This window comes from Mycobacterium sp. NGS45 (assembly GCF_059812645.1).
Window position 1 is genome coordinate 39201 of sequence record NZ_JCALDB010000010.1, and the last position, 15951, is coordinate 55151.

Consider the following 15951-nt stretch of genomic DNA (forward strand, 5'->3'; position numbering starts at 1 on the left):
CTGCGTTCAGACCACATCTGCGTTGAGCTAGACACCAGGTAGGCGATTTCGGCTGTTTGGGCTACCTCACGTCTATCTCAACGCACGGGGTTCAGAACGTAATTTTCACAAGCCGGCCAGCCCGACCGCGAGCAGCACACACCCGACCACCACCAGCAGCGTGCTGACCGCCCGGCGGCGTCGGGTGCGCAGCCAATCCTGCACGGCCAGCAGGGCTTTGCGGGTGCGTTCGGGAGCCAACAGGTAGCACAGCAGCGGAATCTCGACGAACCCGAATGCCACCACGTTGAACACCAGCAGGGCACTCATCTGCACCGAGGCGGCAGCGCCGGTGGCCACGATCAATGTGAGTGCGGCCAGATAGTCGATCGAGGGCAATGCGATGCCGAGTCCGGCGGCGCCGGCCGTCCACAGCGAACGCCCGTCCAGCACCGCGCGGGCGCGTGCGGTCAGCGGAGCGAGCAGGCGTGCCACCCGACTCGGGGCGTCGGGTTTTCCTCTGCTCAGCAGGCCGGTGGCCAGCACCGCGGCGTACAGCAACAGCAGGGCGCCGATCACGATTTGCACTCTGGGCAAACTGAATTCGGCCGAGCCCAGTGCCGGGCGCAGCAGGAACAGCACGATCAGGCCGACGGTCAGGCCCATCGCGAAGCCACCGGCCAGGAACGTGACGAGTTGCAGGAACGGCCGCGGCCGGTTGATCATCAGGATGGTCATACCGATCCGGAACGGTTCCAGGCTGACCGCGACCGCCATCATCAGCAACGTCAACCACATGGTGTCGGACGCACCTCGCGGGGGACACGCACGGCGATCAACAGCGCTGCCAGCCCGGCCATCAGCACCACGCACAGGCCGGCCAAACCGGCGCGGTCGGAATCGAACAGGTCGACGAAGGTGAAGAACATCCACGGTGCCAGAAACGAGACGGCGCGCCCGGCGGTGGTGTACAGCCCGAACGCCACGCCCTCCTTCCCCTCGGCGGACAGGCGCAGCATCAGCGCCCGCGCCGAGGCCAGCGTCGGTCCGATGAACAGGCACAGCAGCAGCCCGCAGATCCAGAACGCCAGCGGGCCGTCGGAGGCCAGCATGACCAGCCCGACCACGATCATCGCCGTCAGCGAACCGGCGATGACCTGCTTGGACCCCACGGCGTCGTCGATCCGCCCGCCCAGCAGCGCGCCGAGTGCGGCGATGCTGCTGGCGCACACGCCGAACACCAGCACGTCGGCCGAGGACAGCCCGTACACACTGACGCCGAGCACCGCGCCGAAGGCGAACACCCCGGTCAACCCGTCGCGGAAGACCGCACTGGCGCCGATGTAGTAGACCACGTTGCGGTCGCGTCGCCATTCGCTGCGCACCTCATGCCAGAGCGCCCGGTAGGCGCCGAGGAAACCGACCCGGGCGTGGTCGTCGTTGCCCTTCGGGGTGGGGGCAGTGACCAGCAGCGGCCAGGCAAACACCGCCAGCCAGGCCGCGACCAGCAGCATGGCGGCCCGTACGTTGCCGCCGTCGTCGGCCGAAATGCCCAGCAGGCCGCGGGTGTCGCCGTCGCCGGCGATGAAGCCGAAGTACACGATCAACAGCAGCAACACGCTGCCCAGGAAGCCGGACGCCGAGCCCAGCCCGGAGATCCGGCCGGAGGTGGCCGGTGTCGACAGTTGCCGGAGCATGGCGTTGTAGGGCACGGTCGCCAGATCGCTGCTGGCCGCCATGGCCGCCAGCAGGATCAAACCTGGTAGCAGGAAGCGATGATCGGGGCGGATCAGGCTCATCGCCGCGGTCAGCGCGATGACCACGCCGGTGAGTACGGTCAGCGCGGCGCGGCGGCGGTTGGCGGCGTTCACCCAGACGCCGGTGGCCGGTGCCAGCAACGCGACACAGACGCCCGCGACGGTCATCGCGCGGCCCAGCCAGCTTGCCGGCGAGCTGGCGCCGGGCAGGTCTGCGCCGACTTGGTCCACCAGATAGACCGCGAACACGAACGTGATGACCACCGCGTTCACGCCGGTGGCACCGCAATCCCACAGCGCCCACGCAGCCACTCGGGAGTGGCGTACGGCAACAGGCACGAGGGACATGATCGCGGTGATTTCGGTGCGGGTCAATGACTTGCGTACCGCGGTCCGGACGAGCTTCTTTGCCCTCGTTGCGGGCGAGTTTGCCGGCGAACCGCGCCCAAATCCGGCAACAGCGTTGGCAGAATGTGAGAATATTGATTCTCGCACTGTGGAAGGGGATGCCTGTGGCTGCACTCGAGATCTGGGATGCCGACAACCATCTCTACGAGCCACCGGATGCCTACACCCGGCACCTGCCCAAGCAATATCGCGGGGCGATCCAGTGGATCCAGGTCGACGGCCAGACCAAACTCATGATCAAGGGCCGGATCACCGACACCATCCCCAACCCCACCTACGAGGTGATCGCGTCGCCCGGGGCGTGGGCAGACTACTTCCGCGGCATCAACCCCGAGGGCAAGACGCTGCGCGAGCTGGCCAATCCGATCGCCTGCCCGGACTCGTTCCGGCGCGCGCAGGAACGGCTGGACCTGCTGGATTCCCAAAGCATCCAGGCCTGCGTGATGTTCCCGACCACCGGCGGCATGCTCGAAGAACGCATGCTCGACGACATCGAACTCGCGCACGCCGTGGTGCACGCCTACAACCAGTGGTTGCTCGACGAGTGGACCTTCGACTATCAGGGCCGGATCTTCGCCACTCCGGTGATCACCCTGCCCGACGTGGATCGGGCGGTCGCCGAACTGGATTGGTGCGTCGAGCACGGGGCACGCGCGGTCCTGGTCAACCCGCGACCGGTGGCCACCGTGTCGGGGCACACCACCTCAATGGGCCAAACCTACTTCGACCCGTTCTGGGCCCGGGTCGCCCAGCACGGCATACCGGTGCTGATGCACGCCTGCGATTCCGGCTATGACCGCTACAGCCGGGATTGGGAGGGCGCCGGCGCGGAATACCTGCCGTTCAAGCCGGATGCCTTCCGGACCATCGTCTACGAGGACGCCCGCTCGATCTTGGACACCTGCGCAGCCCTGGTGGCGCACGGCGTGTTCACCCGCCACCCCGGGGTGCGGGTCGGTGTGGTGGAAAACGGCGGCAACTGGGTGCCGCGGCTGCTGGACCTGTTCGACCGGGTGTACAAGAAAATGCCGGCCGAGTTCGCCGCCGATCCGGTTGAGCAGTTCAAACAGCACATCTGGGTCAACCCGTTTCATGAGGAAGACATGTCCGGGTTGATCGACCTGATCGGCGCCGACCGGGTGCTGTTCGGGTCGGACTACCCGCACCCGGAGGGGCTGGCCGACCCCGCCGAGCTGACCCCGGAAATCGCGACGCTCGACCAGCCGGTGATCGAGCGGATCATGGGCGCCAACCTGCGTGAGCTGCTGACGGCGGTTCCCGGTGGTCGCTGAACCGCTCACCGGCGTTCAGTCCGCCCACCGCACCGGGGATGCGGCCAAAAGCACCGGGGTGCCGGTAGTTTCGGATGATCTATGGACGGTGATGAACAGCTCGACCGCGGTGCGCCGCTACCGCGACGAACCGGTCCCCGACGAGGTGCTGCAGCGTTGTCTGCTGGCGGCCTCGTGGGCGCCGTCGGGCGGCAACCAGCAGCCCTGGCGCTTCGTCGTGCTCACCTCGCCGGAGCTGCGCGACGTGGTCACCGCGGCCGCGCACCGCACCTGGGAGGTAATGAGGGAGTTCTACCGACTGCCCGACGTCGACGACGACGCCGCTGATCCGAAGTCGCACACGCTGCGCACGATGGCCGAACACATGCACGTCGGTGGTGCCGCCCCGGCGCTGGTGCTGTTCTGCGTTGCCCCGCAACGCGGTGCCAGCGAGTTGCAGCAGGGCGGCTCGATCTTCCCGGCCGTGCAGAACTTCCTGTTGGCCGCTCGGGCGCAGGGACTCGGTGCGGCAATCACCTTGTGGCAGGACGCCTGTGCCGATGAATTGCGGAAATTGGTCGGCATCCCGGCGGATTGGCGTATCGCCACGCTGTTGACCGTGGGCTGGCCGCGCGGCGGACACCATCAGGTGCGGCGCAAACCGCTGTCCGAAGTGGTCTCGGTGGACGGCTGGGATCGGGCCTGGGCGGGTGCTGGTGATTTCGGTTGATGGCCAAGGGTTTCCGCGGTCGCAGACGTAGTTTTGCAGATCATTCGGCGGCGGTGCCGTGCCGCATTCGTCATTCGGCAGGGTCGAGGTGCGTGACTCCTCACTCGGCGATGTCGAGGTGCCGAGTGAGGAATGGTGTACCCGAAGTGTGTCGAGTGAGGAATGCGGTACTCGAAGCGCGTCGAGTGAGGAATGCGGTACTCGAAGCGCGTCGAGTGAGGAATGGCGTACCCGAAGTGTGTCGAGTGAGGAGTGACGCACAGGGTTACTCGCACTTTGTGTACCTGGTTCCTCACTCGGCGATGGCGCGGTACGTGATTCCTCACTGGGCAATGTTTTTGTGCGTGGTTCCTCAGTGGGCGGTGTCGGAGGTGCGGCATTCCTCACTGGGCAGCTGAAGCGTGTCGAGTGAGGACCGGCGTACCCGCCGCGGTGTCGAGTGAGGACCGGCGTACGGCGTCGCGGTGTCGAGTGAGGACCGGCGTACCCAGCCCGGCAACTCCGCGATCTGCACCGAGAGATCAAGGGCCAGAACGCCGACGGGTCGCGCTGGAGTTCGCTGAGCCCCGAGCCCTATCTCTGGGTGCACGCCAGCCTGGTGCACGGTGTCTACACCCAGCAGCTCATGCTCGGCCGAGGCTGGCGGCCGGGCGAGGTGGAGCAGTTCTACCTGGAGATGCGTCAGGTCGGACTGATGTACGGCGTGCGCGATCAGGACATGCCGGTGGACTGGGCCGCGTTCCAGGACTGGTTCGCCGAGATGACCGCCACCAAGCTGGAGCGCACCGACATCACCGACCGGGTGCTGGCGGTGGTGGCGTCGCCGAAGCCGCCGCCGATGATCCCGGTGCTGCGCAACGCCGCGGTGTGGAACCTGACCGGACGCCCGATCGGTGGCCGGGTACTGACCACGGACGGTGACCGCCGGGTTGCTCACCCCGGAACTGCGAGACCTCCTCGGTGTGTCCTGGTCTCCGGTGCGCCGCAACGCCTTCCGGGTGATCTCTGCGGTCTGCCGACTGGTCATTCCGCGGCTGCCGCGCACTGTGCGGTTGGTGCCGGCGGCGCGCACCGCGGTACGCGAAGCGGGGCGCGGCGCCAGCTGACCCGGCGTCAGCTCGCGTTGACGGCCTTGTCGCCGGCGCCGTCTACAGCAGCGCGACCCGCTCCCACACCCGGTGCAGCCCGACGGCGCCGAACAACGCCTCGGTGAACGCCTTGTCCACGGTCGCGAAGGCCAGCACCCCGGGCCCGTCGCCGGGCAGACCGGCGCCGGTCAGCACCTCGACGCCGTCGCCCCACGCGCCGACCGGCTTGCAGTGCCGATACGCCTCCTGCAGCAACGTGACCAGCTTCGGGTCGGTGCGCTCACCCAGCCCGGACGCCACCACCACGGCATCGAACTCGATCGACCGGACGGTCAGGAAGGTGCGCTCGACGATCTCGCTGCGTCGGCCCGCGCGCAGCTGCCCGCCCACCGGGGCGGTCAGCAGCGGCCGGGCGCCGCGGGCCAGCACCGCCTTGATCAGCTTGCTCACCCCGGCCAGATCCGCGTCGGCATCGGCGATGATGCCGATCTGTCGGCCATCGATCGGGCCGGGTTCTGCGTACACCTGGGACAACGCCGGCGACGGCGTAACGTCCTGCGGCGGAGATCCTTTCGGCACCGGCAAGCCGAGGCCGGCCGCCACCGCGGCGCACAAGCCGGCGTCGACATTGGCCAGGACTTCCAGCTCACGCTCCTTGACGGCCTGCTCGTAGCACTTGCCCAACTCGAACGTGAAGCCCTCGATCAGGTGTGCCTTCTCGATCTCGCTGAGGCTGCGGTAGAACAGCGCCGGCTGGCTGAAGTGATCGTCGAAGGACACCGGTTGGGCGCGCTGCACCCGCCCCTCCACCGGGCGTGGGGTCGGCACATAACCGCCCTCGTCGGCGTCGGCCACGTTGGGTTCCCCGCCGTCCAGGCTGTTGGGTCGGTACGGCGCCACTCCGGTGTGAATCGCGGTCTGGTGCATGCCATCCCGGAGCATGTCGTTGACCGGGCAGTGCGGCCGGTTGATCGGCAACTGGCTGAAGTTCGGCCCGCCCAACCGGGTCAGTTGGGTGTCCAGGTAGGAGAACAGCCGGGCCTGCATCAGCGGATCGTTGGTCGGTTCGATGCCCGGCACCAGGTTGCCGGTGTGGAAGGCCACCTGTTCGGTCTCGGCGAAGAAGTTGGTCGGGTTGCGGTTCAAGGTGAGCTTGCCGATGAACTCCACCGGCACCAGCTCTTCGGGCACGATCTTGGTCGGATCCAGCAGGTCGATGCCCGCGTAACTCTCGGTGCCGTCGTCGGGCAGTACCTGGATGCCCAATTCGTACTCCGGGAACGCGCCGGCTTCGATCGCGTCGTGCAGATCTCGCCGGTGAAAGTCCGGATCGCAACCGGAGGTGATCTGTGCTTCCTCCCAGAACAGCGAATGCACGCCGGCGGCCGGCTTCCAGTGGAACTTCACCAGCACGGTCTTGCCCTTGCGGTCGGACAGCCGGAAGGTGTGCACGCCGAAGCCCTCCATGGTGCGGAACGAACGCGGAATGCCGCGGTCGCTCATCTGCCAGAACACGTGGTGGGTGGCCTCGGTGTGCAGTGACACGAAATCCCAGAACGTGTCGTGTGCCGACTGCGCCTGCGGAATCTCGTTGTCCGGGTGCGGTTTTGCGGCGTGCACGATATCGGGGAACTTGATCCCGTCCTGGATGAAGAACACCGGCATGTTGTTGCCGACCAGGTCGAAGTTGCCTTCGTCGGTGTAGAACTTCACCGCGAATCCGCGGGTGTCGCGCACCGTGTCCGCCGACCCGCGCGAGCCCACGACGGTGGAGAACCGGCAGAACACCTCGGTCTTGGTGCCCTTGCGGCCCAGGAAACCGGCGCGGGTGTACTTCGAGGCGGTGCCGTAGGACTCGAACACCCCGTGCGCGGCCGACCCGCGCGCATGCACCACCCGCTCGGGGATGCGCTCGTGATCGAAGTGGGTGATCTTCTCGCGCAGATGGAAGTCCTCGAGCAGCGACGGGCCGCGGGGTCCGGCTTTGAGGGAATGGTCGGCGTCCGGGATGCGGACACCCTGTGCGGTGGTGAGATAGCTGCCCTGCTGGGCGCGCTCGTCGAGCTCGGGGTTGACAGCGGCCTGCGACGGCCCGGTCGGCCCGGTCTTGCGGGGTGCAGCTTGGGCAGGCTTGCGGGCAGGCGGCATGGGTGACTCCTGATCGAACGTGCTGTGATCGAACTTGGGCTGGTGCCGGGCTGGGTACCCACTGCGAGCGCATTGGAACCGTTCAGATTTCAAACGAAGGGCCCGTCCGGGTTGGACGGGCCCTTCGCGCCGGCTTGGCCGGGCTCACTGCTCGGCGGCCTCGCGCTTCTCGTTGGCCTTGGCGGCGCCGCGGGCGCTTTCCGCCTCGGCTTCGTGCTTGGCGGCCTCGCGTTCGGCTTCGGCCTTGTCCTGCTGGGCCTGGCCCTCACGTTTGAGGTCGTCGCGGCCGGTCACCTTGCCAGCAGCTTCCTTGACCGTTCCCTTGGCGTCCTCGATGACGCCTTCCAGGCCTTCTTGAAGTCCACTCTTGTCAGCCACTGCTGAACTCCTCTTGCTCGGGGTGGCCACCGGCGTATCGGACCGCGTGGCCGGCCCGGACATCTGCCGGGCCCACCACTTGGCTTCCCGGCCTCAGCGCGGCCAAACATCTACACCAGAACTTTCGCCGGAATCGTTGGTCACAGCGCGGCCTGGTAGCGGGTGAAGTCGCGACGCAGCGTCACGGTCTTTGACCCGATCCGCTCGACGTCGGCCCACAGCACCAGGAACGTGCCGCGGTGCAGCCAGCGCGCCACGGTGGCCACCAGCCACGGGTGTCGGGCATCGGAGCGTTCGAAGCCCAGGTAGGAGGCCCGAGTGCGCGGGCTGATGACCAGGCCGAAGATCTCCGGCGGGCCGGGCTGGCCGTCCGGGGCGGGCGTGCTCAGCAGCCGGACGTCGTTGACGGTGCCGAGCCGCTGACCGTCGGGGTCGCGCACCTGACGTCCGAGCACCTCACTGAGCTTCATGGCGGCCTCCCGGAATTCTGCCGATCACGTTGTCCCGCAACCAATGTTCCACCCACAACGCGCGTTCCTGCAGCTCGCTGTCGTAGAGGTCGATGGTGGTGCCCAGCTCGCGGACCAGCTGCCACGGCAGCTGCTCGAGCAGATGGTCGGGCACGGTGCCGCCGAAGATCCGGGTGAAGGTCACCGCGCCGCTGAGGATCGCGGTCACCCGTGGCGCCGGGGCGCCGGTGGGGATTGCGGTATCGGGTTCGACACCGTCGAGGGCCAGGTCGTCAACGATGCCGACCGGTTCACCGTGCGCGCCGTGCAGCTGCCGGTCCAGCAGGTGCAGTCGGGCATCGAGCAGCCGGCCCGGCGGCTGCGGCGGGTCCGGTAGGGCAGCTGGGCTCATTGTCCGGCTCCGGTCACGATAATCAGCGGGATGGCGGCCAGCGACGCGACGACGATGATCACCAGGTAGACGCTGGCCAGCGCGTTGACCACCGGGCCGTTGGTGTAGTCGCCCATGTAGCCGCGGTCATTGGACACGATCAGGATCGGCAGATAGGTCAACGGCAGTGCGATCGCCGAGAACACCACCGAGTACTCGGTCACCAGGATCGGGTCTATACCGGTGAACAGCACTGCGGCACAGGCGATCAGCACCACGATCAACACGGTGTGAAAGCGCGCGGCGTCGGCGGGCCGGCGGAACTTGCCCCAGGTCCAGCCGAAGAACTGGGCCACGATGTAGCCCGAGGACAGCGTGGTTTCCAGTGCCGCACCGAAGGTGGCCGCGGCGATACCGATGATCACGAACGCCAACGCCAGCTTGCCGCCGGCCACGGCGACCGGCATGGTGATCTGCGACAGCGAGGTGACCTCGATGCCGGCCGGCAGCAGCACCAGCGCCGCACACGCCGCGATCGACAGCGACAGCAACCCGCCGAGCGGGAAGCCCACCATGACGTTGAGCCGCGATGTGCTCAAATCCTTTATGGTCCAGCGTTCTTCGACCGCGCCGGAGGAGAAGAAGAACACCTCGTAGGGCGTCATCGCGGCACCGAACAACGCCACCGCGAAGTACCAGTAGGTGGCCGCCGATTCGGACTCCGGGATGGCCGGCGCCAGGGCCTGCTGGGAGAGCTCCGACCAGTCCGGGGCCAACAGGAACACGCACACCAGGAACGTGATCAGCAGCAGACCGAGCATGCCGGCCAGGTTCTCCATCACCTTGAACTTCACCCGCCAGATCACCAGCCACACCCCGAACGCGGCCACCGGAATCCACAACATCGGGCTGACGTCGGTGGCCAGCTGCAAAGCCAGTGCCACACCACCGATTTCGGCGGTCACCGTCATCAGGTTGATGAAGAACGACGCGCTCAGGTTGGCGGCCGCGGCCCGCGGCCCGAGGCGTTCTCGGATGATCTCGAAGGTGGCCCGGCCGCTGACCGCGGCCACCCGGCCGGCCATGTGCGCGTACAGGCAGATGCCCAGCACGCCGACCGGGATGACCCAGGCCAAGGCCAACCCGAACCGGGATCCGACCATGGCGTTGGTGACCAGGTCACCGATGTCCAGGAAGCCGCCGATCGCGGTCAGCACGCCGAGTGCGACGCCGAAGATCTTGCCCATCAGCGGTACTCGCGTTCCAGATCGGCGTCGATGCGCAGCAGCCGCTGCCGCAGTTCGGTCAGCGCGGGCTGGTCGGGCAGCCCGGCGATCACCGCACCGGCCGCGTTGAGGGTGTCGACGACGGCGGTGCCGGATTCGGTGAGCAGGCGTTGCCGCCCGAGGTCGACCGGGTCCTCGGCTTCGAGCACCGCCAGCCCGCGATAGGCCTTGACCGCTTCATCGCGGGCGTCGGTCACCTGCACCTGCGCCAACGCTTTGGTGCTGCGCCCGTCGAGCCACAGCTGGATGGCCAGCGCACCGGACCGGGCCGCCGATTGCGTTTCCTCCTTGGCGGCAGCCAACTTTCCGGGCATGCCGTCCCGGTTGCCGGGACAGCTGGTCAGGATCAGCGCCAGTGCAGCAACCACGGTCAGCGCCGTGACGATCAGGCGCAGCCACCCCCGTCGGGGCCGAGGCGAGCCGGACACTCCGGCGGTGTACCCACCGTCGGCGCAGGTTAACCGGGGTCAGGCGGTTTGGGTGACGGCCGAACAGGTCAGTCCGGTAGTCGCCGGGCCCTCCAGCACGGTACCGTCCGGGGCGAAGCGCGAACCGTGCAGTGGGCACTCCCACGCCTGGTCGGCGTCATTCCAGGTCACGATGCCGCCCAGGTGCGGGCAGACCGGTGAGACCGTGTGGTGCACGCCGTCGACGAGGCTGTCGGCGCGCAGGTTCCAGGGCGGTCCGCTGACCGTGCCTTGCCCTTCGCTCGGATCGGGCGAGGCGGTGATCGGGGTGATCCAGCCCTTGGCCAGGTTGAAGCCGACCTGCAAATTGTCCTGAACCGCGGTGGGCAGCCCGGACAGTTCATGGCGGCTCCAGCTGGTGAACGCGTCCGACCAGTCCATTCGGCCGCCGAGCAGGCGCGCCGACAAGGCCAGCGCAGCAGCCACCCCGTTGGTCATGCCCCACTTGTCGAACCCAGTCGCCACCTGAATGGCGTCGAAACCGGGCAACAGCGTTCCCACGAAAGGCAATTCGGCTGCCGGTGCATAATCCTGGGCCGACCACAAGTGGGTGCGCCGCGCCCCGGGGTAGTGGCGCAGCGCCCACTGCCCGAGCTCGGCGATGTCCTCCGACGGCGCGGACGAGCGGCCCACCGGGTGGCCGGCGCCGCCGACGATCAACCGCTGCCCGGATGGAGTCGGGGCATAGCGAATCGATCGGGTGGGGGAGTCCACCGAGATGAACATCGGGGTGCTGAACTCGCCCGGCACTTCGAAGGCCAGGCAGTAGGAGCGGTTCGCCTTGAGCCGGGCGAAGAACCCGCCGCGGTCCAAGATCGGGGTGCCGGTGGCCAGCACGCAGTGCTCGGCCCGGATCACGCCGCGCTGAGGTTCGCCCGGCCCGGTGGTCGACTCGACCTCGATCCGTAACTGGCTGCGCCCGGACACCGCGGTGACTCGCGCGCCCTGCAGGATCGTGCCGCCGTGACCGTGCAGTTCGGCAGCCAACGCGTCGAGCAGGGGAACCGGGTCCAGTTGGGCCTGATCCGGTAGCCGCACGCCGCCGGCGAACGGGAACGCGGTGTCGGCGTCGTCGACCCATTCGGCGTCATCGAGTCCGCCGTCCTGGCACGCCTTCAGCACCGAGCGCACGGTGTCCAGGCCGTCGGCGGTTTGCGCGTAGGCATGATCATCCTCGCGCTGCACCGCGACGCCGTGGTCTGCGCAGTAGCGGAGCAGCCAGTCGCGCCCCTCGCAGTTGCCGGTGACGTAGGCGCGCAACGTGTTTCGTCCGTGCTTGCGGGCGATCCGGGCCAGCTTGCTGCCCTGCAGGACGGTCACCTTGCCGGTGGTGTTGCCGGTGGCGCAGGCACCGACGTGCCGGGCTTCGACGACCGCGACGCGCCGGCCGGCGCGCGCCAGCAGCACCGCGGTGGTCAGGCCGGTGATCCCGGCGCCCACCACGACCACATCGACGACGTCGTCGTCCGGAATCGTTCCGGGTGCATGAACTGACTCGACGGCGTGCGGTGACCACAGGGACGACATGCCCGATGAGTTACCCGCGCGGACCCAGGTCAAACCCGGACGCCCGAGCGGCGGGTTTCGGCCGGCCGGCATCGGGTATGCGCCCGAACATGACCGCCACGCGGACTGAGCATGCGCGCGCCCCCATCCTGGACGCGCTTGCCGAATACCACGGCAAGCAGCACTACGGTTTCTCGCCGCCCGGGCACCGGCAGGGCCGCGGTGTCGACCATCGGGTGCTCGACGTGCTGGGCGCCGAACCGTTCTATTCCGACGTGCTGGCCAGCGGAGGCCTCGACGACCGGCGCAACCGGGGCGGGTTTCTCGCCGAAGCCGAGGAATTGATGGCCGACGCGGTGGGTGCCACCGACGCCTTCTTCTCCACCTGTGGCAGTTCGCTGTCGGTCAAGGCCGCGATGATGGCGGTGGCCGGGGGGTGGGGACGGACTGCTGGTCACCCGCGACAGCCACAAGTCGATCGTGGCCGGCTTGGTGTTCGCTGGGCTGCAACCGCACTGGATCACGCCGCAGTGGGACACCGCCCGGCACCTGTCCCATCCGCCGTCGCCGCAGCAGGTGGAGGAGGCCTGGCAGCGGCACCCCGAGGCCGACGGTGCGCTGGTGGTCAGCCCGAGCCCGTACGGCACCTGCGCGGACATCAGCGGCATCGCCGAGGTGTGCCATCGGCGCGGCAAGCCGCTGATCATCGACGAGGCCTGGGGTGCCCACCTGCCGTTCCACGACCGACTGCCCACCTGGGCGATGGACGCCGGCGCGGATGTGTGCGTGGTCAGCGTGCACAAGATGGGCATGGGTTTCGAGCAGGGTTCGGTCTTCCACGTCCAAGGTGACCTGATCGACCGGACCCGGTTGGCGGCCTGCGCCGACCTACTGATGACCACCAGCCCCAGCGTGTTGATCTACGCGGCCATCGACGGCTGGCGCCGGCAGATGGTGCAGAATGGCCGGCAGATGCTGGAATCGGCTTTGCGCCTGGCGGATTCGCTTCGTCCGCAACTGGCCGCCATCCCGCAACTCGATGTGATGGACGACGAGTTGCTCGGCCATCAGGCTTCCCACGACCTGGACCGGCTGCAGATCCTGATCGACGTGTCGGCCACCGGCACTTCGGGGTATCAAGCTGCGGACTGGCTGCGTGAGCACTGCGCGATCGACGTCGGCATGAGCGATCACCGGCGCATCCTGGCGACCATGTCGATGGCCGACGACGACAGCACCGCCGAGCGGCTGTTGACCGCGTTGGGAACCTGGCGTCAAGCCGCCGAGCGTTTCCCGGCACCGCCGCAGATCCAGTTGCCCTCGCCCGAGGAGATCGAGCTCGAGACCGTGATGTTGCCGCGTGATGCGTTCTTCGCCGACACCGCGATGGTCGACCCGGACGCCGCGGTGGGCCGGGTCTCCGCCGAGCAGATCACGCCGTATCCGCCCGGCATCCCGGCCGTGGTGCCCGGCGAGCGGCTCAACCAGGCCGTGGTGGATTATCTGCGCTCCGGGGTGGCGGCCGGGATGAACACCCCGGACGCCGCCGATCCGGAGCTCGGGCACTTCCGCGTGGTGACCTGAGTGTTTGCGGCCGGCGCCGGGTTCGGAGCCGGGCTACAGGTCGGCCAGGTCGTCGGGAACGTCGACGGCATATTGGCGCAGCACGTCCAGCGGCACGATGTCCAGGGTGCGTTCATGCGTGCTGGCCAACACCACCGGAGCGGCGAAGCCGTCGTGGTGGGCGCGCAACCAGTTGCGCGCGGTCACACACCAGCGGTCGCCGGGCTTCAGGCCGGGGAACCGATAGGCCGGCATCGGGGTGGACAGATCGTTGCCGATCGAACGCTGATGGGTGAGGAACTCGGCGGTCACCACCGCGCAGATGGTGTGCAGGCCGACGTCCTGCGGACCGGTCGAGCAGCAGCCGTCGCGGTGGAACCCGGTCAGCGGGTCGGTGCCGCACGGTTGCAGGGGTTCGCCCAGCACGTTGCGGTCAGCGTCGTCGGCCATCAACCCACCCTAACGTCGGCTCGGGGCTCCGACATGCACTCGAACAGCTTCGACGGGGGCCGGCGGTCCGAGCAGAGTAAGGTCCGGCGGGTGACCGATGCCCGCAAACGGCGCAAAGCCAAGCAGGCCCGCCGCGACGCCCGGCGGCAGGCTCGGCGGGCGCGCGAGGAAGCCGCCGACGTCCCGCTGATCGACGCGGTCAGCGACGCCCTCGACGACCATCCGCTGGAACTGCTCGAGATCGCCTCGATGGTGATCCAGGCGACCGCGCCGGGCGCGGCCGCGCTGATCGAGCCCGACGAACTGGCCCCGACCCGGCTCGATGAGCTGATCGGGGCGTTCAGCGACGCCCCGATCATCGAGACCACGGCGCTGCTGGCGGTGCTGGCAGCATTGGTCGATGACCCGAAGCTGGCCGAGCAGTGCCGCCGCGCGGTCGCTGCACGGGACGACGAGCTACCGGCCTGGGTCGGTCAGTTGGACCAGACCCGGGTGGGCCGGGTACGGCGGATGACGCACGTGCTCGGTGAGGGCGATGATCTGATCCTCGAGTTGTTGTTGCCCGGCGGCCATACCGGGGCCTGCATGGTGTTCATCGACCACGTCTGGCGCTCCGACGTCGGCGACGCGTTCTTCGCGCCGGAGCCGTTCGATGCTCTGCTGGCCATGGCGGAGGAGAACAAGCCCGACGACGACACCTCGATCGTCGAGATGAGCCCGGCCGATGCCCGGGCCTGGATCGAAGCCGGAATCGAGTACGCCCAGCTGAGCGGGAGATTCGCCGAAACCGAGACCTGGCCGGCCTGCTATCCGCTGGTCCGGTGGTTGATCCAGCGGATGCCCGAAGGCGGCAGCCGCTATGACACACCGATCTGGTCCGATGAGCAGATCGATGAGCTACTCGACGAGTTCTTCACCACGGTGGGTGCGCAGTTCGCCGACGACGACCGCCGGGCGGTGCTGGCGACCTTCCTCGTGACCGCCGAGGGTGACCCGCTGCGCTGGGGCCAGAAACGACTTGCCGAAATGCTGGAGGCGATCCCGGCGGAAGCCGGGATCCTGGCCGTGCCGGCGCTGCTGGATCTGCCCGCCATGCTGCGGGTCTACCTCCCGTTCGTACACGCCAAGAGCGGGATCCGGCAGTCCCTGACCGATGAAGCGCTGGCCGTCATCGCCGAGGCGGAACCCGATTACCCGCAATGGGTGGCGATCGAATTGGCCGACTACGAAAGGTTCCTCCGTGAGCAGGGAGAGTGACCGGGTGGATGCCAACGACCTGACCGGGGTCTCGGAGACCGCGTTGCTCACCCTCAACGGGCGCGCATATCAGGCCGGCCGCCCGGGCGCCATCCTGCACGACCCGATGGCGATCGAACTGGTCGAGAAGATCGACTACGACTTCGACAAGTTCGGCCGCAAGGGTCAGGAGTTGGCGGTGCGTTCGTTGGCCGTCGACGGCTGCACCCGCGGCTATCTGGACCGGCATCCCCGGGCCACCGTGGTTGCGTTGGCCGAAGGTTTGCAGACCGGTTTCTGGCGGCTGGACGACACCATCCCGAACGCCGAATTCCGCTGGATCTCCGTGGATCTGCCGCCGATCATCGCGCTGCGCGAACGGCTGCTGCCGACCGAGTCGCGGATCACCAACATTGCGCAATCCGCGCTGGACTACTCCTGGATGGATGCGGTCGACGACCAACACGGCGTGTTCATCAGCGCCGAGGGCTTGCTGATGTACCTGCAGCCCGAGGAGTCGATGGGGCTGATCGCCGCGTGCGCGAAACGCTTCCCGGGCGGTCAGATGTTCTTCGATCTGCCGCCACTGATCGTCAAGACACTGACCCGCAAGAACGGCATGCCGTCGTCGCGGCGGTACCGGATCCCGCCGATGCCGTTCAGCCTGAGCCCGCGCGAACTCGACGAGCTGCCCAGGACCGTCCCGGGAGTGCGTGCGGTACATCATGTTCCGATGCCCAGGGGTCGCGGCTTGTTCTTCGGCAAGGTGTATCCCGCGCTGTGGCGGCCCGGACCGATGCGGCGCTGGCTGGGCTCCTACACACTGTTGGAATTCGGCTGAGGC

At 68.0% G+C, this 15951-nt stretch carries 15 protein-coding genes and 1 pseudogene; 6 read left to right on the forward strand and 10 right to left on the reverse strand.

What is annotated here, in order from left to right; translation table 11 throughout:
- Positions 1–105: 105 nt before the first annotated feature.
- Positions 106–777: a GAP family protein gene (locus AC5Y3P_RS11045; RefSeq protein ID WP_500045939.1), complete on the reverse strand. Its 672-nt coding sequence runs from the start codon at positions 775–777 to the stop codon at positions 106–108.
- Positions 768–2084, reverse strand: coding sequence for an MFS transporter (locus AC5Y3P_RS11050; protein ID WP_500045940.1), 1317 nt, complete (start codon positions 2082–2084; stop codon positions 768–770). Before AC5Y3P_RS11050 ends, AC5Y3P_RS11045 begins: the two co-directional genes overlap by 10 nt.
- 158 nt (positions 2085–2242) lie before the next feature.
- Between AC5Y3P_RS11050 and AC5Y3P_RS11055 the strand changes: the two genes are divergently transcribed.
- The 3 genes from AC5Y3P_RS11055 (at position 2243) to AC5Y3P_RS11065 (ending at position 5358) form a co-directional block, all read left to right on the forward strand.
- The gene (locus tag AC5Y3P_RS11055) at positions 2243–3436 is read left to right on the forward strand and encodes an amidohydrolase family protein (RefSeq protein WP_500045941.1); all 1194 of its coding nucleotides are present in this window, start codon (positions 2243–2245) and stop codon (positions 3434–3436) included.
- A gap of 91 nt (positions 3437–3527) precedes the next feature.
- A complete protein-coding gene (locus AC5Y3P_RS11060; protein WP_500045942.1) occupies positions 3528–4145 on the forward strand; it encodes a nitroreductase family protein in 618 nt (205 codons plus the stop codon).
- Positions 4146–4665: 520 nt separating this feature from the next.
- Positions 4666–5358 (forward strand): oxygenase MpaB family protein, encoded by a 693-nt coding sequence (locus AC5Y3P_RS11065; RefSeq protein WP_500046074.1) that lies wholly within the window; start codon positions 4666–4668, stop codon positions 5356–5358.
- Here the strand turns inward: AC5Y3P_RS11065 and AC5Y3P_RS11070 are convergent.
- From AC5Y3P_RS11070 to AC5Y3P_RS11100, 7 genes are all read right to left on the reverse strand, one after another.
- A complete protein-coding gene (locus AC5Y3P_RS11070; RefSeq protein WP_500045943.1) occupies positions 5294–7381 on the reverse strand; it encodes a catalase in 2088 nt (695 codons plus the stop codon). The genes AC5Y3P_RS11065 and AC5Y3P_RS11070 overlap by 65 nt on opposite strands.
- Before the next feature lie 144 nt (positions 7382–7525).
- Positions 7526–7759, reverse strand: coding sequence for a microaggregate-binding protein 1 (gene mbp1, locus AC5Y3P_RS11075; protein WP_500045944.1), 234 nt, complete (start codon positions 7757–7759; stop codon positions 7526–7528).
- Positions 7760–7899: 140 nt separating this feature from the next.
- Positions 7900–8229, reverse strand: coding sequence for a PRC-barrel domain-containing protein (locus AC5Y3P_RS11080; protein WP_500045945.1), 330 nt, complete (start codon positions 8227–8229; stop codon positions 7900–7902).
- The gene (locus AC5Y3P_RS11085; protein WP_500045946.1) at positions 8216–8620 is read right to left on the reverse strand and encodes a PRC-barrel domain-containing protein; all 405 of its coding nucleotides are present in this window, start codon (positions 8618–8620) and stop codon (positions 8216–8218) included. The genes AC5Y3P_RS11080 and AC5Y3P_RS11085 overlap by 14 nt, the downstream gene beginning before the upstream one ends.
- Positions 8617–9846 carry an Nramp family divalent metal transporter gene (locus AC5Y3P_RS11090; protein ID WP_500045947.1) on the reverse strand — a complete coding sequence of 410 codons (1230 nt, stop codon included), beginning with the start codon at positions 9844–9846 and terminating at the stop codon, positions 8617–8619. The genes AC5Y3P_RS11085 and AC5Y3P_RS11090 overlap by 4 nt, the downstream gene beginning before the upstream one ends.
- Positions 9846–10313: a hypothetical protein gene (locus tag AC5Y3P_RS11095; RefSeq protein ID WP_500045948.1), complete on the reverse strand. Its 468-nt coding sequence runs from the start codon at positions 10311–10313 to the stop codon at positions 9846–9848. The genes AC5Y3P_RS11090 and AC5Y3P_RS11095 overlap by 1 nt, the downstream gene beginning before the upstream one ends.
- 39 nt (positions 10314–10352) lie before the next feature.
- A complete protein-coding gene (locus tag AC5Y3P_RS11100) occupies positions 10353–11879 on the reverse strand; it encodes an FAD-dependent oxidoreductase (protein WP_500045949.1) in 1527 nt (508 codons plus the stop codon).
- A gap of 89 nt (positions 11880–11968) precedes the next feature.
- On the opposite strand from AC5Y3P_RS11100, the pseudogene AC5Y3P_RS11105 reads away from it, so the two are divergent.
- A pseudogene (locus tag AC5Y3P_RS11105) lies at positions 11969–13442 on the forward strand (aminotransferase class I/II-fold pyridoxal phosphate-dependent enzyme).
- Positions 13443–13475: 33 nt separating this feature from the next.
- Here the strand turns inward: AC5Y3P_RS11105 and AC5Y3P_RS11110 are convergent.
- The gene (locus AC5Y3P_RS11110; RefSeq protein WP_500045950.1) at positions 13476–13871 is read right to left on the reverse strand and encodes a DUF2237 family protein; all 396 of its coding nucleotides are present in this window, start codon (positions 13869–13871) and stop codon (positions 13476–13478) included.
- Between the two features lie 90 nt (positions 13872–13961).
- Here AC5Y3P_RS11110 and AC5Y3P_RS11115 point away from each other — a divergent pair, with 90 nt between their 5' ends.
- The gene (locus AC5Y3P_RS11115; RefSeq protein WP_500045951.1) at positions 13962–15128 is read left to right on the forward strand and encodes a hypothetical protein; all 1167 of its coding nucleotides are present in this window, start codon (positions 13962–13964) and stop codon (positions 15126–15128) included.
- A complete protein-coding gene (locus AC5Y3P_RS11120; protein WP_500045952.1) occupies positions 15112–15948 on the forward strand; it encodes a class I SAM-dependent methyltransferase in 837 nt (278 codons plus the stop codon). Before AC5Y3P_RS11115 ends, AC5Y3P_RS11120 begins: the two co-directional genes overlap by 17 nt.
- The last annotated feature ends 3 nt before the right edge of the window (positions 15949–15951 follow it).

What these genes read in the sequence shown, in the direction of transcription:
- AC5Y3P_RS11100 (WP_500045949.1), bottom strand. Translation starts at nt 11,879, where the DNA reads ATGTCGTCCCTGTGGTCACCGCACGCCGTCGAGTCAGTTCATGCACCC.
- AC5Y3P_RS11055 (WP_500045941.1), top strand. Translation starts at nt 2,243, where the DNA reads ATGCCTGTGGCTGCACTCGAGATCTGGGATGCCGACAACCATCTCTAC.
- AC5Y3P_RS11090 (WP_500045947.1), bottom strand. Translation starts at nt 9,846, where the DNA reads ATGGGCAAGATCTTCGGCGTCGCACTCGGCGTGCTGACCGCGATCGGC.
- AC5Y3P_RS11085 (WP_500045946.1), bottom strand. Translation starts at nt 8,620, where the DNA reads ATGAGCCCAGCTGCCCTACCGGACCCGCCGCAGCCGCCGGGCCGGCTG.
- AC5Y3P_RS11060 (WP_500045942.1), top strand. Translation starts at nt 3,528, where the DNA reads ATGAACAGCTCGACCGCGGTGCGCCGCTACCGCGACGAACCGGTCCCC.
- AC5Y3P_RS11070 (WP_500045943.1), bottom strand. Translation starts at nt 7,381, where the DNA reads ATGCCGCCTGCCCGCAAGCCTGCCCAAGCTGCACCCCGCAAGACCGGG.
- AC5Y3P_RS11080 (WP_500045945.1), bottom strand. Translation starts at nt 8,229, where the DNA reads ATGAAGCTCAGTGAGGTGCTCGGACGTCAGGTGCGCGACCCCGACGGT.
- AC5Y3P_RS11110 (WP_500045950.1), bottom strand. Translation starts at nt 13,871, where the DNA reads ATGGCCGACGACGCTGACCGCAACGTGCTGGGCGAACCCCTGCAACCG.
- AC5Y3P_RS11050 (WP_500045940.1), bottom strand. Translation starts at nt 2,084, where the DNA reads ATGTCCCTCGTGCCTGTTGCCGTACGCCACTCCCGAGTGGCTGCGTGG.
- AC5Y3P_RS11045 (WP_500045939.1), bottom strand. Translation starts at nt 777, where the DNA reads ATGTGGTTGACGTTGCTGATGATGGCGGTCGCGGTCAGCCTGGAACCG.